Source organism: Rhizobium sp. Pop5, from assembly GCF_024721175.1.
In the GTDB taxonomy this organism is placed as follows: domain Bacteria; phylum Pseudomonadota; class Alphaproteobacteria; order Rhizobiales; family Rhizobiaceae; genus Rhizobium.
This window is the reverse complement of the sequence record NZ_CP099399.1, coordinates 422481-441027: the sequence shown is the minus strand read 5'-3', so window position 1 is coordinate 441027 and position 18547 is coordinate 422481. Positions and strand designations below refer to the sequence as shown.

Annotated in this window: 5 protein-coding genes and 2 pseudogenes; 2 read left to right on the top strand and 5 right to left on the bottom strand. The window is 60.7% G+C overall.

Annotation, left to right across the window (positions count from 1 at the left end; genetic code table 11):
- Window positions 1–63: 63 nt before the first annotated feature.
- Window positions 64–1460: pseudogene (locus tag NE852_RS04305) on the top strand (IS66 family transposase); the annotation flags it as partial.
- A 308-nt stretch (window positions 1461–1768) separates the two neighbouring features.
- On the opposite strand, the gene NE852_RS04300 reads toward NE852_RS04305, so the two are convergent.
- Both NE852_RS04300 and NE852_RS04295 read right to left on the bottom strand, forming a co-directional pair.
- On the bottom strand, window positions 1769–3559 hold the full coding sequence (locus NE852_RS04300; RefSeq protein WP_008536633.1) for a recombinase family protein: 1791 nt from the start codon (window positions 3557–3559) through the stop codon (window positions 1769–1771).
- Entirely contained in the window at window positions 3546–3725 is a 180-nt protein-coding gene (locus NE852_RS04295; protein ID WP_025393262.1) for a hypothetical protein, read from the bottom strand. Before NE852_RS04295 ends, NE852_RS04300 begins: the two co-directional genes overlap by 14 nt.
- A 306-nt stretch (window positions 3726–4031) precedes the next feature.
- On the opposite strand from NE852_RS04295, the pseudogene NE852_RS04290 reads away from it, so the two are divergent.
- A pseudogene (locus NE852_RS04290) lies at window positions 4032–4241 on the top strand (transposase domain-containing protein); the annotation flags it as partial.
- A gap of 60 nt (window positions 4242–4301) precedes the next feature.
- On the opposite strand, the gene NE852_RS04285 reads toward NE852_RS04290, so the two are convergent.
- From NE852_RS04285 to NE852_RS04275, 3 genes are all read right to left on the bottom strand, one after another.
- Entirely contained in the window at window positions 4302–14705 is a 10404-nt protein-coding gene (locus tag NE852_RS04285) for a M10 family metallopeptidase C-terminal domain-containing protein (RefSeq protein ID WP_258156222.1), read from the bottom strand.
- Window positions 14706–14820: 115 nt separating this feature from the next.
- A complete protein-coding gene (locus NE852_RS04280; protein WP_008523529.1) occupies window positions 14821–16275 on the bottom strand; it encodes an HlyD family type I secretion periplasmic adaptor subunit in 1455 nt (484 codons plus the stop codon).
- The gene (locus NE852_RS04275; protein ID WP_008523530.1) at window positions 16272–18419 is read right to left on the bottom strand and encodes a type I secretion system permease/ATPase; all 2148 of its coding nucleotides are present in this window, start codon (window positions 18417–18419) and stop codon (window positions 16272–16274) included. The genes NE852_RS04280 and NE852_RS04275 overlap by 4 nt, the downstream gene beginning before the upstream one ends.
- Window positions 18420–18547 lie beyond the last annotated feature (128 nt).

Sequence of the window (18547 nt, the reverse complement as noted above, 5' to 3'; positions counted from 1 at the left end):
CAGAGTGAATCAGGCGGCTGAAACTGAGGGAAAATCTCGCCGAAATATGCTCTACATAAGGGCATGACACCAGCCGATCTCGAGCTCCGGATGATATCGATGCGCTGAAAGCCATGGTCCTGGCGATGGCCGCAAAGGCCGCGCGCGCCGATGTCCTGGAGGACGAAGTTGCTGATCTGAAGGCCCGTAATGCGGACGCAGACGAACAGATCGCCAAGCTGAAGCTGGTCCTCAAGGCCTTCAATCGATACCGGTATGGTCGCCGCTCGGAAAAGCAGGGCACGACCATTGACGCGGATCTCGACGAGCAAGGCGCGTTTGTCTTCGAAGAAATCGACACCGGCATCGCGGCGATCGAAGCGCTGGTTGCCAAGGGCCGAAATCCAGTCGCAGCAAAGCGTGCGACGCGCCCGCGCAAGGGCTTCCCCCCGCACCTGGAGCGGGTCCATGAGGTCATCGAGCCGGACGAACTGCCCGAACACGCTGGCAAACAGAAGGTCCTGATCGGGGAAGATACCTCCGAGCGGCTTGATGTCATTCCGCCGAAGTTCCGGGTGATCGTCACCCATCGCCCGAAGTATGCCTTCAAGAACGAAGACGGCGTGATCCAGGCCTCAGCCCCGGCGCATATCGTCGAAAGCGGCATTCCGACGGAAGCGCCGCTCGCCTATATCGCGGTCTCCAAATATGGCGACGGGTTGCCGCTCTATCGACAGGAGGCGATCTTCCTGCGCGACCATGTCGAAGTCGACCGCGGCATCATGGCGCGGTGGATGGGGAAGCTTGGGTTCGAACTCGAGAATCTCGCGGACTACACCTTCAGCCAGATCAAAAGAGGCGAACGAATATTCGCCGACGAGACGACGTTGCCGACACTTGTCCCTGGATCGGGGTCGGCAAAGACAGCGTACCTATGGGCGTACGCCCGGGACGATCGACCATTCGGCGGGAGCGTTCCGCCGATGGTGGCTTACCGTTTTGAAGACAGTCGATCCGGCGATTGTGTCGCTCGGCATCTCGAAGGCTATCGCGGCATCCTGCAGATCGACGGGTACACTGCCTATAACCGTGTTGCTCGACCTGAGCGCGGAAACGACGGCGCTCTTTTGGCGGGGTGCTGGGCGCATGGTCGCCGTCGGTTTTACGAGCTGCACGCAAACGACAGTTCCAAGGTGGCAACGGCGACAATCGAAAAGATGGGCGCACTTTGGTCGATCGAGGAAAAGGTGCGTGGACAAAGCCCCGATGTTCGCGTTGCCGCCCGTCAGGGCGCCTCCGCTGCAGTCGTTGCCGATCTCTACAAACTCTGGCAGGACACGCTGCCCCGCATCTCTGGAAAATCAAAGCTCGCCGAGGCAATTCGCTATGCCCTTAATCGGCGGGAAGCCTTCGAACAGTTCCTCCATGACAGGCGCATCGAGATAGACTCCAACATTCTTGAGCGTGCCATCCGGCCTCAGGCCGGACCTGAGTCATTGTGCACTCCTTCTCTAAGTGTCTGTAAACATTGGAAGCGTCTCCGTGTCAGTTGTGCGACACGGGCGGCCCTTTCGGGCTATAGCGGCTTGGACCGTCGCCGAAGCCAGGTCGCTGGCGCGGATTTGATACGGCGCGCCGGGAACCACCTGCTCGGCAGACAGCACGTTCGTCTTGATCAGGTGGCGTATTCGGTGGTTCGTCACGCCCAAGACCGTCGCAGCCTCTGTCATGGTCAGCCATTCGCCGTCCTTGTCCGCTGATTTGTACGCGTGGATTGCGCGAACGCGCCTCACAGAAGCGACACGGTGCGCAGTCCGGTTTTTCCTTGCCCCGTGGGCATGCCCATTCGATTAAGCGATGCGGCGATATGTTCATCGGACCAGCGTCCAGCCATGCTGCGCATCACCGCCAAAGCATCCTCGGTGGTGGCACAGCCGTGTTCGCCGCTCTGAGGCTTGCGCACTCTCAGTTCCGAATGCTGGCCGCCTTTCCAGTGGATCGTCATCACCACGTCGCGCACCGCATCGTCAACATCGACAACAATGTCGGCGATCAACGTACGTAAGAGCTGCTGGCGCACACGCATGCTCACATCGGGCGAATCCCAGGCGGCCTGTAGATTGTCTGCAAGGTTGGCAAAGGTGCCCGGATCAACCTCGATGGTTGAAGGACTTTCGGCAGGCTTGCGCACTTCCAGATCACGCACGCGGCGTAGCGCAGGTTCCCAATTCTTCTCAAGCTGCGCGGCTATGAGACGGTTGTCGGGATCGCATGCTGCGTAGCGGCGCTCGGCAAGGCTGGCCTCATAGCGAGCCTGTTGTAGCTCCAAGTCGTGAATGTGGCGCTGGTCTTCTTGGCGCTCTCGGTGCATCCGCTCTGCTTCAAAGGTCGCTTCGATCGCTAACGGTTCTACCGCGCGCAACAACTCGCGCGCAACCGCCGCATCGACCTTCGGGCCACCGAACGTCATGCATCGGCGCAAGCCCATCATCAGATTCTGCTTGTCGCAGCGATAGACAGGACTATTTGGATTGCCCGTATAGGCAACACTCAGCCGCCGCCCACACCGTCCGCAGGTTAGGAGACCCGATAATAGCGCTTTGCCACCGCGGCCCGATTTGGTCCCGCCCGAGCGGCCATAATTATTGAGCGCCAGTTGCTGTTGGTTGCGCTCGTATTCGTCCCAACTGATGTAACCTTCGTGATGGTCCCGGATCATCACCTCCCAGGTGCCGACCGGCTTGCCGTGCCCGTAACTGCGCCGCGCGCGTCCATTGATGATGGCAGTCCGCTTCTCGCTCTTCCCATAGACATAGACGCCGGCGTAGAAAGGGCTTTTGAGGATGCCGATCACATTGCGATAACGGACAGGCTTCCATACGAAGTTGGTCATGCGCCCTTCATCCGACGGCCGCGGGAAGTGAATCTGATCTTTCGTCATCGACAGAAGCACCTGACGCGCACTTCCAAGCTCGTGGAAGCGGGCGAATATGGATCGGATCACCTCTTGCAGACGCAGATCGGGGTCCAGCCCAAGCCCCGCCTCCCGATGCCATATGTAACCGAACGGCACAGAAAGGCGCAATTCACCACGCCGCGCTTTCGATCTGGCGGCATCGAGCATGCGGGCTCTCAGCACGCCTAGTTCGAACTCGCTGATACTACCCTTCATCCCGAGCAGAAGACGATCATTGGGCCGACATGGATTGTAGACACCGTCATGGTCTATGACGCGGGCTTCAACGAGGCCGCATAGTTCAAGCAGATGGTGCCAGTCGCGGCCGTTACGTGCGAGCCGTGAGGCGTCGAAGCATAAAACGGCACCAACTTTGCCGGCGCACAGCAGGGCGACGAGACGATCGAAGCCGGGGCGTGCAACAGTTCCGCTGGCAGAGCGCCCAAGGTCATCGTCGATGACCTCAACATCGAGAAAGCCGCGCTGTCGTGCGACGTCAACAAGATCATACTGTCGTCGCTGGCTTTCCAGATTGGTCATCACCTGTGACTGAGTGGACTGCCGAACATAAACGACTGCCTTGCGTTCAAGCAGCGCAGTCGGAATCAGATCAGTGCTGGTCATCGTTGAGCTCCTCGACGGCCAGACCGGCCGCCTGCATCAGCAGGCAAGCCAGTGTTGATATCGCCTTCTTGCGATCCTTGTCGCTTAGTCCGTCGAGCGTCCGGGTTTTGAATATCAGGTCGAGCTGCCGGCCCGACGCCGGCACCAGCGTGTTGCGGGATCTCATCCTCTTCCTCCTGAGTGATTCTATGTTCACCTCGGAAGAGTGCCGCCTTCGCACCGCCTGAGACCAGTCTGTACAGTTCGATCAGCGCCGCAAGATCGACGCGTGCCGCTCCCAGGGTCATGCCGCTGCAAACCACAGGATCAATCATCCACCCCGAAATCGCGATCACGACACCTGTCGGCCCCGAAACCTTCAAAAACCGACCTGTCGCTCGTTCTTCGACGCGCCGAACAAACACCTTTTGGCCGAAATACGGATGCCAGCGATAATGAACCTCGACTTCGTCGCCGACATGGGCAGAATGAACGGGGGCTTGCAATTGTTCGGAAGAATAGCCTATTTGCCGGAAATGCCGGCGGCGGAAGGACTTGGGCCACGCTCTCTACGCTCATCCAGTCCGCCAAGATGAACGAAATCGATCCGCTGGCCTGGCTGACGCAGACGCTTCAGCGTATCGCCGCAGGTTGGCCATCAAGCGATCTCGACGCTCTGATGCCTTGGAACTTCAAGAAGTAACGGCCTCACGTCACCGCTTACTCCTCAGCAGGTGCTGAACCAGCAAAGTGCACGCGAGGATCACGCAAACAGAAAGTCTCCTGACTGGAGGCTTGATACGGCCACGTTCTTCAACGTTATGGTGTTGTCAATATCGGCTGTAACGATTGTATCGCTGCCAGACTGACTGGATGCAGCAAGAAGCGAAGCCCAATCCGCGAAAATGCTGTGATCGATCCTGATCGTGTCGTGTGCGGCGCCGGTTGCCATGAAGTCTATGATTATATCGTGGCCCCAGTTCGGCAAATAAACGAAGAAGTCTGCTGCCGCTCCACCAGTCAGGATATCATTGCCGGCGCCACCTGTTAGCGTGTCGGAGCTATTGCTGCCGACGATAATGTTGTCAAGATTGTTACCGGTTCCGGTAAACGCCCCCGTGCCGAAGGAGATGAGGTTCTCGGCATTGGCGCCAAGCGTATAGGCGCTCAGGTTCGTCCAGACCGTGTCGGTTCCTTCGTTGGCGTTCTCGACGACGGCGTCGCCGACATTGTCGACGACATAGGTGTCGTCGCCCACGCCACCGATCAGGCTGTCGGCGCCAAACCCGCCATTCAGCACGTCATTGCCGGCGCCGCCGGTGATAACGTTGTCGAGCGCATTGCCGGTGCCCGTGAAGCCGGCAGATCCCGTGTAGGTCAGGTTCTCGACATTGGTCAGCGCGGCGATCGAGTAGGCTGCAAGCGCCGTCCGCAATTCGTCGGTGCCGCCGCCCGCCGCCTCGACGATCGCGTCGCCCGCATTGTCGACCACATAGATGTCGTTGCCCGCGCCACCGATCAGCGTGTCACTGCCGGCGCCGCCGTCCAAAAGATCGTTGCCAGCGCCGCCAGTCAAGACGTTGTTCAGCCCATTGCCGGTTCCGGCAAACGCCCCGGTGCCGAAGTAGGTGAGATTCTCGGCATTGGCGCCAAGCGTATAGGCGCTCAGGTTCGCCCAGACCGTATCGGTTCCTTCGGCGGCGTTCTCGACGACGGCGTCGCCGACATTGTCGACGACATAGGCGTCGTCACCCGCTCCACCGATCAGACTGTCGGCGCCCGCCTTTCCGTCCAGAATGTCCGCACCTGACCCACCCGTGATCGTGTTGGCGAGGCTATTGCCGGTTCCGTTAAACGCCCCCGTGCCGAAGAAGATGAGGTTCTCGGCATTGGCGCCAAGCGTATAGGCGCTCAGGTTCGTCCAGACCGTGTCGGTTCCTTCGTTGGCGTTCTCGACGACGGCGTCGCCGACATTGTCGACGACATAGGTGTCGTCGCCCACGCCACCGATCAGGCTGTCGGCGCCAAACCCGCCATTCAGCACGTCATTGCCGGCGCCGCCGGTGATAACGTTGTCGAGCGCATTGCCGGTGCCCGTGAAGCCGGCAGATCCCGTGTAGGTCAGGTTCTCGACATTGGTCAGCGCGGCGATCGAGTAGGCTGCAAGCGCCGTCCGCAATTCGTCGGTGCCGCCGCCCGCCGCCTCGACGATCGCGTCGCCCGCATTGTCGACCACATAGATGTCGTTGCCCGCGCCACCGATCAGCGTGTCACTGCCGGCGCCGCCGTCCAAAAGATCGTTGCCAGCGCCGCCAGTCAAGACGTTGTTCAGCCCATTGCCGGTTCCGGTAAACGCCCCGGTGCCGAAGTAGGTGAGATTCTCGGCATTGGCGCCGAGCGTATAGGTGCTCAGGTTCGCCCAGACCGTATCGGTTCCTTCGGCGGCGTTCTCGACGACGACGTCGCCGACATTGTCGACGACATAGGCGTCGTCGCCCGCTCCACCGATCAGACTGTCGGCGCCCGCCTTTCCGTCCAGAATGTCCGCACCTGACCCACCCGTGATCGTGTTGGCTAGGCTATTGCCGGTTCCGGCAAAGGCTGCCGTGCCGATATAGGCGAGGTTCTCGACATTGGCGCCGAGCGTATAGCTTGCCAGTGCCGTGCGAACCGTGTCGATACCCTCGTCGGCATTCTCGACGACGACGTCACCGGTGGAGATGACATAGGTGTCGTCACCCGCTCCGCCCTTCAGCGTGTCGATCCCCGCTCCGCCGGTCAGGACGTTGTTCAGCCCATTACCGGTTCCGGTAAACGCCCCCGTGCCGAAGGAGATGAGGTTCTCGGCATTGGCGCCAAGCGTATAGGCGCTCAGGTTCGTCCAGACCGTGTCGGTTCCTTCGTTGGCGTTCTCGACGACGGCGTCGCCGACATTGTCGACGACATAGGTGTCGTCGCCCACGCCACCGATCAGGCTGTCGGCGCCAAACCCGCCATTCAGCACGTCATTGCCGGCGCCGCCGGTGATAACGTTGTCGAGCGCATTGCCGGTGCCCGTGAAGCTGGCAGATCCCGTGTAGCTCAGGTTCTCGACATTGGTCAGCGCGGTGATCGAGTAGGCTGCAAGCGCCGTCCGCAATTCGTCGGTGCCGCCGCCCGCCGCCTCGACGATCGCGTCGCCCGCATTGTCGACCACATAGATGTCGTTGCCCGCGCCACCGATCAGCGTGTCACTGCCGGCGCCGCCGTCCAAAAGATCGTTGCCAGCGCCGCCAGTCAAGACGTTGTTCAGCCCATTGCCGGTTCCGGCAAACGCCCCGGTGCCGAAGTAGGTGAGATTCTCGGCATTGGCGCCAAGCGTATAGGCGCTCAGGTTCGCCCAGACCGTATCGGTTCCTTCGGCGGCATTCTCGACGACGGCGTCGCCGACATTGTCGACGACATAGGCGTCGTCACCCGCTCCACCGATCAGACTGTCGGCGCCCGCCTTTCCGTCCAGAATGTCCGCACCTGACCCACCCGTGATCGTGTTGGCGAGGCTATTGCCGGTTCCGTTAAACGCCCCCGTGCCGAAGAAGATGAGGTTCTCGGCATTGGCGCCAAGCGTATAGGCGCTCAGGTTCGTCCAGACCGTGTCGGTTCCTTCGTTGGCGTTCTCGACGACGGCGTCGCCGACATTGTCGACGACATAGGTGTCGTCGCCCACGCCACCGATCAGGCTGTCGGCGCCAAACCCGCCATTCAGCACGTCATTGCCGGCGCCGCCGGTGATAACGTTGTCGAGCGCATTGCCGGTGCCCGTGAAGCCGGCAGATCCCGTGTAGCTCAGGTTCTCGACATTGGTCAGCGCGGCGATCGAGTAGGCTGCAAGCGCCGTCCGCAATTCGTCGGTGCCGCCGCCCGCCGCCTCGACGATCGCGTCGCCCGCATTGTCGACCACATAGATGTCGTTGCCCGCGCCACCGATCAGCGTGTCACTGCCGGCGCCGCCGTCCAAAAGATCGTTGCCAGCGCCGCCAGTCAAGACGTTGTTCAGCCCATTGCCGGTTCCGGCAAACGCCCCGGTGCCGAAGTAGGTGAGATTCTCGGCATTGGCGCCAAGCGTGTAGGCGCTCAGGGTCGTCCAGACCGTGTCGGTTCCTTCGGCGGCATTCTCGACGACGGCGTCGCCGACATTGTCGACGACATAGGCGTCGTCACCCGCTCCACCGATCAGACTGTCGGCGCCCGCCTTTCCGTCCAGAATGTCCGCACCTGACCCACCCGTGATCGTGTTGGCTAGGCTATTGCCGGTTCCGGCAAAGGCTGCCGTGCCGATATAGGCGAGGTTCTCGACATTGGCGCCGAGCGTATAGCTTGCCAGTGCCGTGCGAACCGTGTCGATACCCTCGTCGGCATTCTCGACGACGACGTCACCGGTGGAGATGACATAGGTGTCGTCACCCGCTCCGCCCTTCAGCGTGTCGATCCCCGCTCCGCCGGTCAGGACGTTGTTCAGCCCATTACCGGTTCCGGTAAACGCCCCCGTGCCGAAGGAGATGAGGTTCTCGGCATTGGCGCCAAGCGTATAGGCGCTCAGGTTCGTCCAGACCGTGTCGGTTCCTTCGTTGGCGTTCTCGACGACGGCGTCGCCGACATTGTCGACGACATAGGTGTCGTCGCCCACGCCACCGATCAGGCTGTCGGCGCCAAACCCGCCATTCAGCACGTCATTGCCGGCGCCGCCGGTGATAACGTTGTCGAGCGCATTGCCGGTGCCCGTGAAGCTGGCAGATCCCGTGTAGGTCAGGTTCTCGACATTGGTCAGCGCGGTGATCGAGTAGGCTGCAAGCGCCGTCCGCAATTCGTCGGTGCCGCCGCCCGCCGCCTCGACGATCGCGTCGCCCGCATTGTCGACCACATAGATGTCGTTGCCCGCGCCACCGATCAGCGTGTCACTGCCGGCGCCGCCGTCCAAAAGATCGTTGCCAGCGCCGCCAGTCAAGACGTTGTTCAGCCCATTGCCGGTTCCGGCAAACGCCCCGGTGCCGAAGTAGGTGAGATTCTCGGCATTGGCGCCAAGCGTATAGGCGCTCAGGTTCGCCCAGACCGTGTCGGTTCCTTCGGCGGCGTTCTCGACGACGGCGTCGCCGACATTGTCGACGACATAGGCGTCGTCACCCGCTCCACCGATCAGACTGTCGGCGCCCGCCTTTCCGTCCAGAATGTCCGCACCTGACCCACCCGTGATCGTGTTGGCGAGGCTATTGCCGGTTCCGTTAAACGCCCCCGTGCCGAAGAAGATGAGGTTCTCGGCATTGGCGCCAAGCGTATAGGCGCTCAGGTTCGTCCAGACCGTGTCGGTTCCTTCGTTGGCGTTCTCGACGACGGCGTCGCCGACATTGTCGACGACATAGGTGTCGTCGCCCACTCCACCGATCAGGCTGTCGGCGCCAAACCCGCCATTCAGCACGTCATTGCCGGCGCCGCCGGTGATAACGTTGTCGAGCGCATTGCCGGTGCCCGTGAAGTCGGCAGATCCCGTGTAGGTCAGGTTCTCGACATTGGTCAGCGCGGCGATCGAGTAGGCTGCAAGCGCCGTCCGCAATTCGTCGGTGCCGCCGCCCGCCGCCTCGACGATCGCGTCGCCCGCATTGTCGACCACATAGATGTCGTTGCCCGCGCCACCGATCAGCGTGTCACTGCCGGCGCCGCCGTCCAAAAGATCGTTGCCAGCGCCGCCAGTCAAGACGTTGTTCAGCCCATTGCCGGTTCCGGTAAACGCCCCGGTGCCGAAGTAGGTGAGATTCTCGGCATTGGCGCCGAGCGTATAGGTGCTCAGGTTCGCCCAGACCGTATCGGTTCCTTCGGCGGCGTTCTCGACGACGACGTCGCCGACATTGTCGACGACATAGGCGTCGTCGCCCGCTCCACCGATCAGACTGTCGGCGCCCGCCTTTCCGTCCAGAATGTCCGCACCTGACCCACCCGTGATCGTGTTGGCTAGGCTATTGCCGGTTCCGGCAAAGGCTGCCGTGCCGATATAGGCGAGGTTCTCGACATTGGCGCCGAGCGTATAGCTTGCCAGTGCCGTGCGAACCGTGTCGATACCCTCGTCGGCATTCTCGACGACGACGTCACCGGTGGAGATGACATAGGTGTCGTCACCCGCTCCGCCCTTCAGCGTGTCGATCCCCGCTCCGCCGGTCAGGACGTTGTTCAGCCCATTACCGGTTCCGGTAAACGCCCCCGTGCCGAAGGAGATGAGGTTCTCGGCATTGGCGCCAAGCGTATAGGCGCTCAGGTTCGTCCAGACCGTGTCGGTTCCTTCGTTGGCGTTCTCGACGACGGCGTCGCCGACATTGTCGACGACATAGGTGTCGTCGCCCACGCCACCGATCAGGCTGTCGGCGCCAAACCCGCCATTCAGCACGTCATTGCCGGCGCCGCCGGTGATAACGTTGTCGAGCGCATTGCCGGTGCCCGTGAAGCTGGCAGATCCCGTGTAGCTCAGGTTCTCGACATTGGTCAGCGCGGTGATCGAGTAGGCTGCAAGCGCCGTCCGCAATTCGTCGGTGCCGCCGCCCGCCGCCTCGACGATCGCGTCGCCCGCATTGTCGACCACATAGATGTCGTTGCCCGCGCCACCGATCAGCGTGTCACTGCCGGCGCCGCCGTCCAAAAGATCGTTGCCAGCGCCGCCAGTCAAGACGTTGTTCAGCCCATTGCCGGTTCCGGCAAACGCCCCGGTGCCGAAGTAGGTGAGATTCTCGGCATTGGCGCCAAGCGTATAGGCGCTCAGGTTCGCCCAGACCGTGTCGGTTCCTTCGGCGGCGTTCTCGACGACGGCGTCGCCGACATTGTCGACGACATAGGCGTCGTCACCCGCTCCACCGATCAGACTGTCGGCGCCCGCCTTTCCGTCCAGAATGTCCGCACCTGACCCACCCGTGATCGTGTTGGCGAGGCTATTGCCGGTTCCGTTAAACGCCCCCGTGCCGAAGAAGATGAGGTTCTCGGCATTGGCGCCAAGCGTATAGGCGCTCAGGTTCGTCCAGACCGTGTCGGTTCCTTCGTTGGCGTTCTCGACGACGGCGTCGCCGACATTGTCGACGACATAGGTGTCGTCGCCCACGCCACCGATCAGGCTGTCGGCGCCAAACCCGCCATTCAGCACGTCATTGCCGGCGCCGCCGGTGATAACGTTGTCGAGCGCATTGCCGGTGCCCGTGAAGCCGGCAGATCCCGTGTAGCTCAGGTTCTCGACATTGGTCAGCGCGGCGATCGAGTAGGCTGCAAGCGCCGTCCGCAATTCGTCGGTGCCGCCGCCCGCCGCCTCGACGATCGCGTCGCCCGCATTGTCGACCACATAGATGTCGTTGCCCGCGCCACCGATCAGCGTGTCACTGCCGGCGCCGCCGTCCAAAAGATCGTTGCCAGCGCCGCCAGTCAAGACGTTGTTCAGCCCATTGCCGGTTCCGGCAAACGCCCCGGTGCCGAAGTAGGTGAGATTCTCGGCATTGGCGCCAAGCGTGTAGGCGCTCAGGGTCGTCCAGACCGTGTCGGTTCCTTCGGCGGCATTCTCGACGACGGCGTCGCCGACATTGTCGACGACATAGGCGTCGTCACCCGCTCCACCGATCAGACTGTCGGCGCCCGCCTTTCCGTCCAGAATGTCCGCACCTGACCCACCCGTGATCGTGTTGGCTAGGCTATTGCCGGTTCCGGCAAAGGCTGCCGTGCCGATATAGGCGAGGTTCTCGACATTGGCGCCGAGCGTATAGCTTGCCAGTGCCGTGCGAACCGTGTCGATACCCTCGTCGGCATTCTCGACGACGACGTCACCGGTGGAGATGACATAGGTGTCGTCACCCGCTCCGCCCTTCAGCGTGTCGATCCCCGCTCCGCCGGTCAGGACGTTGTTCAGCCCATTACCGGTTCCGGTAAACGCCCCCGTGCCGAAGGAGATGAGGTTCTCGGCATTGGCGCCAAGCGTATAGGCGCTCAGGTTCGTCCAGACCGTGTCGGTTCCTTCGGCGGCGTTCTCGACGACGGCGTCGCCGACATTGTCGACGACATAGGTGTCGTCGCCCACGCCACCGATCAGACTGTCGGCGCCAAACCCGCCATTCAGCACATCATTGCCGGCGCCGCCGGTGATAACGTTGTCGAGCGCATTGCCGGTGCCCGTGAAGCCGGCAGATCCCGTGTAGCTCAGGTTCTCGACATTGGTCAGCGCGGTGATCGAGTAGGCTGCAAGCGCCGTCCGCAATTCATCGGTGCCGCCGCCCGCCGCCTCGACGATCGCGTCGCCCGCATTGTCGACCACATAGATGTCGTTGCCCGCGCCACCGATCAGCGTGTCACTGCCGGCGCCGCCGTCCAAAAGATCGTTGCCAGCGCCGCCAGTCAAGACGTTGTTCAGCCCATTGCCGGTTCCGGCAAACGCCCCGGTGCCGAAGTAGGTGAGATTCTCGGCATTGGCGCCAAGCGTGTAGGCGCTCAGGGTCGTCCAGACCGTGTCGGTTCCTTCGGCGGCATTCTCGACGACGGCGTCGCCGACATTGTCGACGACATAGGCGTCGTCACCCGCTCCACCGATCAGACTGTCGGCGCCCGCCTTTCCGTCCAGAATGTCCGCACCTGACCCACCCGTGATCGTGTTGGCGAGGCTATTGCCGGTTCCGTTAAACGCCCCCGTGCCGAAGGAGATGAGGTTCTCGGCATTGGCGCCAAGCGTATAGGCGCTCAGGTTCGTCCAGACCGTGTCGGTTCCTTCGTTGGCGTTCTCGACGACGGCGTCGCCGACATTGTCGACGACATAGGTGTCGTCGCCCACGCCACCGATCAGGCTATCGGCGCCAAACCCGCCATTCAGCACGTCATTGCCGGCGCCGCCGGTGATAACGTTGTCGAGCGCATTGCCGGTGCCCGTGAAGCCGGCAGATCCCGTGTAGGTCAGGTTCTCGACATTGTTGCTGAGCGTATAGTTTGCCAGTGCCGTGCGAACCGTGTCGATACCCTCGTTGGCATTCTCGACGACGACGTCACCGGTGGAGATGACATAGGTGTCGTCACCCGCTCCGCCCTTCAGCGTGTCACTGCCGGCGCCGCCGTCCAAAAGATCGTTGCCGGCGCCGCCGGTGATCGTATTGGCAAGCCCATTGCCGGTTCCGGCAAACGCCCCGGTGCCAAAGTAGGTGAGATTCTCGGCATTGGCGCCAAGCGTGTAGGCGCTCAGGGTCGTCCAGACCGTGTCGGTTCCTTCGGCGGCATTCTCGACGACGGCGTCGCCGACATTGTCGACGACATAGGCGTCGTCACCCGCTCCACCGATCAGACTGTCGGCGCCCGCCTTTCCGTCCAGAATGTCCGCACCTGACCCACCCGTGATCGTGTTGGCGAGGCTATTGCCGGTTCCGTTAAACGCCCCCGTGCCGAAGGAGATGAGGTTCTCGGCATTGGCGCCAAGCGTATAGGCGCTCAGGTTCGTCCAGACCGTGTCGGTTCCTTCGGCGGCGTTCTCGACGACGGCGTCGCCGACATTGTCGACGACATAGGTGTCGTCGCCCACGCCACCGATCAGACTGTCGGCGCCAAACCCGCCATTCAGCACATCATTGCCGGCGCCGCCGGTGATAACGTTGTCGAGCGCATTGCCGGTGCCCGTGAAGCCGGCAGATCCCGTGTAGCTCAGGTTCTCGACATTGTTGCTGAGCGTATAGCTTGAAAGCGCCGTCCGGACTGTATCCGTCCCCTGGTTCGCAACCTCGAACACAAAATCAAAGCTATTGTCGACCACATAGATGTCGTTACCGGCACCGCCGATCAATGTGTCACTGCCGGCGCCACCGTCCAGCAGATCGTTGCCGGCGCCGCCGGTGATCCTGTTGGCAAGCGCATTGCCAGTGCCGGTGAAGCTGGCGGATCCCGTATAGGTCAGGTTCTCGACATTCGCAATATTCGTCAAGGCATAGGAAGAAAGCGACGTATTGATCAGATCGGTGCCTTGATTCAGTCCTTCGGTGACCACGTCGCCCAGATCATCGACAATATAGGTGTCGTTGCCCGTTCCGCCGATCAATGTGTCATTGCCAGAACCGCCAGAAAGCGAATCATCTCCGGCATTGCCCCAGAGCGTATTGTCCGCCTCGTTGCCGATAATCGTATCGTTGCCGGAGCCGCCCTGAGCATTCTCAATCAACGATGCAACATTATCTTGATAAAGAAGGGCGTTGAAAATGTTGCCGCGGGCATAACCATTATTCGGACCTCCTCCCAGGTCGGCCAACTGGCTCTGGGAAAAGACCGAGTATCCTCCTGCTCGCAAATCGATCTTGAGGGCAGTAGTATAAGCGCTCAAATCATAGGTATCGATACCGCCGCCATCCCAGATTGTCGCGAAGATGCGGTTGGCATCGGGCGTGATGGCGGCCACCCCGTTGACATAGGTGATGCCCTGGTTCGGATTCCACTTATAGACGGTATCGCCACTGTTCGTGGTGTAGTCCGCACCATACATTTCCTGCAGGGCGGCGATGTCGAGCATCATGAAGGTTTGTGGCGCGCCATCATGCTCATACTTGTACCCACTCAAATTGTCTCCGACATATGTGTGGTAGGTCATGATCGTATATTCGAGCGAGTCGTAGGCGCTCGGAACGACCCTGGGATTGTGCACGAAATCCGGTTCGTGAGCATGCTTCAGCCCGAGAGCATGACCCAGCTCGTGCGCCACGGTTTGGCCCGCATAGTTGCCGAACCCCGGGAAGCGAAGATCATCCTCGGTGCCGGCATATTCCGTGCCAAACCACACATCGCCCGCCGCCTCGCCTTGATCTGGAGTATAGGCCCATGCTGTCGGAGGTAGCCACGATTCAGCGAACCGCACCGTTGCGGTACCCGCGCTGCCGGCCTCAAAGTTGGCGTTCGTGAACCCCTCGACGGAGAAGCCGTCATTTGCCGCATTCCCATAGGACTGCTCCATAAAGAACAAAGCGAGAGACTGCTGTTGAGACGAAATTGAAGAAAATTGATAGTCTTTCTCGCCACTATAGGCATAGGATTCCGAGGTAGTGGGAAACGCATAGGTTATAGTTCCGTTCCAGGCAGTGCCGCTGAAGAGCCCGTCAACTTTCAGATCGCCAGTCAAGCTGACGTTCTTCGTCGAAGTAATAAGGTTCGTCATAAAATCCCCGTTTGCCTATTCCATTCGGCCGTAAAGCCCGTTCCCTCTGCTCCATAAAAATGGAAAATTCAACCAAAAGCTTCATTTCTATTCAGTAAGTTTTTGATTTTGGCAACTATCGCTCACGAAGCGCTTCCTCCGCGACCTCGACCAAAGGCGAAAAGACATATTCCAGCATTCTCCGCTCGCCCGTTCGCACTTCCGCAATTGCTGCCATGCCGGCACTTAACTTGACGTTACGGCCGTCTGCTGAAATCTGGTCAGTGTCCAGGCTCAACGTGACCGGGAAAACCAGGTTCTGCATTCTTTCGGCGCCGCCGAACGTTGTCTCCGCCTGCCTTGCCGCAGGGTCGCCCTCGCGGCGTGCGGCGTCGGGTTCGGGGATCGCATCTGCCGCAATTTTTGTGACATGAGCAGGGATCGTTCCGTAACGGGTGAAGGGAAAGGCTTCGAGCTTGACGACAGCGTCCTGCCCGATCTTGATGAAGCCGATATCCTTGTTCAAAGCGTAGACTTCGAGCTCCAACACGCTCCCCTCAGGCACGACACGCATCACATCCTGGCCGACGGTCACCACTTGACCCACGCTGGTAATCGAAGACGCCTGCACCGTGCCGTCTATCGGACTGCGCAAGGTCATCTGCTCTCGAACATTCCTGGCTTTTGCTAGCCGCTGCTCCAGTTCTTCGACCCGACGCTCCGCGTCGCCGAGCCGTCCGAGTTGATCGCTCAGGAACGTTCGTGTCAGCTTGTCCTTCTCCCTCGCGAAGACCTCGATGCCGGCCACGGCATCCGCGAGGTGGCCCTCCTGCACGGCAAGCTGTGTCGCCTGCTCTTTCGATGTTTCGGTGGCATCGATCACACTCGCCATCGTGCCGGCTTCCTTCGAAGCCAACGCGCTGCGCATCGCCACGCGCTCCTTCAGGGTCTCAACCAGCGAGTTTTGGGCCGCAACCGTCACGACCAGACGATCGCGTTCCACTTCCTTCTGGTGCTTTTGAGCATCGAGCGACGCAGCCGCGGCCAGGAATTGCTCGAGGTCGCCTCGCAGGATGCCTTCCTCACGACGACGCAATTCATCGGGCGCGTCTGCGTCCCAGGAGATCGTCGGCGGCTGGTCGCTCTCCTGAAACCGAACATAGTCGACCGCGGCTTTTCGGCGTCGGACTTCGGCTCTCACGGATGCCAGGCCTTTTGCTGCGTCTGTCTCATCAGCAATGGCATCAGTCGGGTCAAGTTCGAGCAGGATATCGCCGCTTTTGACGGGCGTGCCATTCGGCGGCGGAAGCGCCTTCACCTTACCCGTCAACAGTGGCTGAACAACTTTGACACGGCCCGTCGGCTGAATTTTGCCTTGTGCGGCCGCAATGATGTCGATGCGGCCGATATAAGACCAGATCAACGCCGTCGTGACGAAGCCGCAAATGATCAAGATCAGCGCCATTCGCACCGGCGAGGGGGGCGTCTCCAGAATTTCGAGCGCCGGCGCCAGAAACTCGTGGTCGGATCGCGCCAGCGGGCGCAAGGGAAGGCCAGCATAACGCGCAGCTTTGGCGGCTTTACTTTTCACGCGGCGCCTCTGTCATTCTGCAAGGCCCAAAGTCGCGCATAGAGCCCCTCCGGGCGCTTGAGCAGATCGTCATGGCTGCCGACTTCAACTATACGTCCGCCAGCCATGCCGATGATCCGGTTGCAAGGCCGCACAGCGGCGAGCCGATGCGCGATGATGATGACCGTTCTGCCGGCGGCGATCTGGCGCATGTTGGTTTGCACGACGCGCTCGCTTTCATAGTCGAGGGCGCTGGTCGCTTCATCGAAAATCAGGATCGGGGGAGCGGTGGCAAGCGCACGGGCAATGGCGATCCGCTGACGCTGGCCACCGGACAGGTTCGCGCCGCGCTCTTCGATCATCGTGTCGTAGCCGTGCGGCATTCGCAAAATGAATTCATCTGCCCCGGCGAGCTTGGCGACCGCAATAACCTGAGCGCGCTGCATCGCTGGGTTTGAGAACGCGATATTGTCGTGGATCGTCCGGTTGAACAGCAGGTTCTCCTGGAGAACGACGCCAATGTGGCTTCGAAGCCAGGCGGGATCGAGCTGGGAGAGATCCATGCCGTCAAGAAGGACCTGCCCCTCTTCGGGGATATAAAGACGCTGCACCAGTTTCGCGAGCGTCGACTTCCCAGAGCCCGAGGTTCCGACGATACCGATGACCTCTCCCGGCTTTATTTCGAGCGATATGTTTTTCAGGACCTCCGGCGAGCCGGGCCGATAACGGAAGGTGATGTTTCGAAAATCGATTTTTCCCTTTGGTGCAGGCAACGACAACCGCGCGGCTGGCTGACGCTCTGTCGGGGTGTTCAGGATGTCGCCGAGCCTATCGACCGAGATCTGCACCTGCTGGAAATCCTGCCAGAGTTGAGACAGCCTCAAGATCGGCTGGGTGACCTGGCCGGCAATCATGTTGAAGGCGACGAGAGAACCAACGGAAAGCTCGCCTTCGATGACCGCCCTCGCACCGAAAAGAAGAAGGGCGGCCGTAGAAAGCTTGCTCACATATTGAATGGCGTTTTGCCCGCCGACGCCAAGCAATGTCGTATCGAAGGCTGTTCGCACGTAAGCTGCGAGCTTCTCCTCCCACTGCGCCTGCATCACCGGCTCTACCGCGGCGGACTTTACCGTGTGGATACCGACGATGGCTTCGACGAGGAACTGCTGGCTTGCCGCGCCCCGATTGAACTTCTCCTTGATGAATTCGCGCAGTGGCGGTCGCACCACGCTTCCGATCAGGATGTAGATCGGGATGGCGGCGATGACGATCAGCGTCAAGCTCCAGGAATAAGCGAAAAGAACCGCGATGAAGACAAATGTGAACACGACATCGAGGGCCGAAAACAGTCCCTGTCCGGTCAGGAATGCGCGAATGGTTTCAAGTTCGCGAACGCGGGCGACAGTCTGGCCGGCAGACCGCGTCTCGAAATACTCCAGTGGCAGCCGCAGCAGATGATGGAACAGGCGTTGGCCGAGCTCGACGTCGATCCGGTTCGTCGTGTGAGCCAGTGCATAGGCTCTCAGATATTGGAGCATGACATCGAAGAGGCCGACGATCGCGATACCGGCAACAAGCACAAATAGCGTCGAATAACCCTTATGCGTCAGCACCTTGTCGACCACAACCTGAAAGAACAAAGGCGTGATGAGCGCAAAGATCTGCACAAACAGCGAGGCGAGCAATACATGCGCAAGCGGCTTTCGATAACGCCAGATCGATGGAAGAAACCATTTGAATCCGAACTCTCGCGGATCGGACCCTTCGCCCCTTATACGCCGCCCCACGAGAATAACGCGCGCGTCGATTTCGGCCAATATATCGGACCGAGCAATTTCGCGATCAACGCGCGTTATCGGATCGACAAGTCTGTACTTACCGGATGGATTCAACCCGGCGAATACATGAAAGGTTCCGCTGCGCACTTTGACGATGGCGGGGACTGGCATGGTTCGAAGCCGTTGCTCCGTGACCTTCTCCACGACACGCGCCTTGAGTCCGATAATCTTGGCAGCTCTCTGAATATCAACGGCTTCGGACGAGCGCCCCTTCAGCGCCAGGTCGTGCTGCAGTAGAGCCGGGTCGGCAGCAATTCGATAGAACGCAGCGATGCCACAGAGCGCACGAAGACCGGAGTCCAGGTGCTGCGAAATGACGCCATCCATACGTGGAACTATTCCCCCTAAGCTGCGGATTTATCGCGATTGCGGACCTGCTGCGGCTGTTTGCCGAGGTGTAGCCGACGCAGAGGTATGGCACCATGGGGATGTCTGTTCTTCCTACATTTTTAAGT

Coding starts and splice junctions, on each gene's coding strand:
- NE852_RS04300 (WP_008536633.1), bottom strand. CDS start 3,559: ATGACCAGCACTGATCTGATTCCGACTGCGCTGCTTGAACGCAAGGCA.
- NE852_RS04295 (WP_025393262.1), bottom strand. CDS start 3,725: ATGAGATCCCGCAACACGCTGGTGCCGGCGTCGGGCCGGCAGCTCGAC.
- NE852_RS04285 (WP_258156222.1), bottom strand. CDS start 14,705: ATGACGAACCTTATTACTTCGACGAAGAACGTCAGCTTGACTGGCGAT.
- NE852_RS04275 (WP_008523530.1), bottom strand. CDS start 18,419: ATGGATGGCGTCATTTCGCAGCACCTGGACTCCGGTCTTCGTGCGCTC.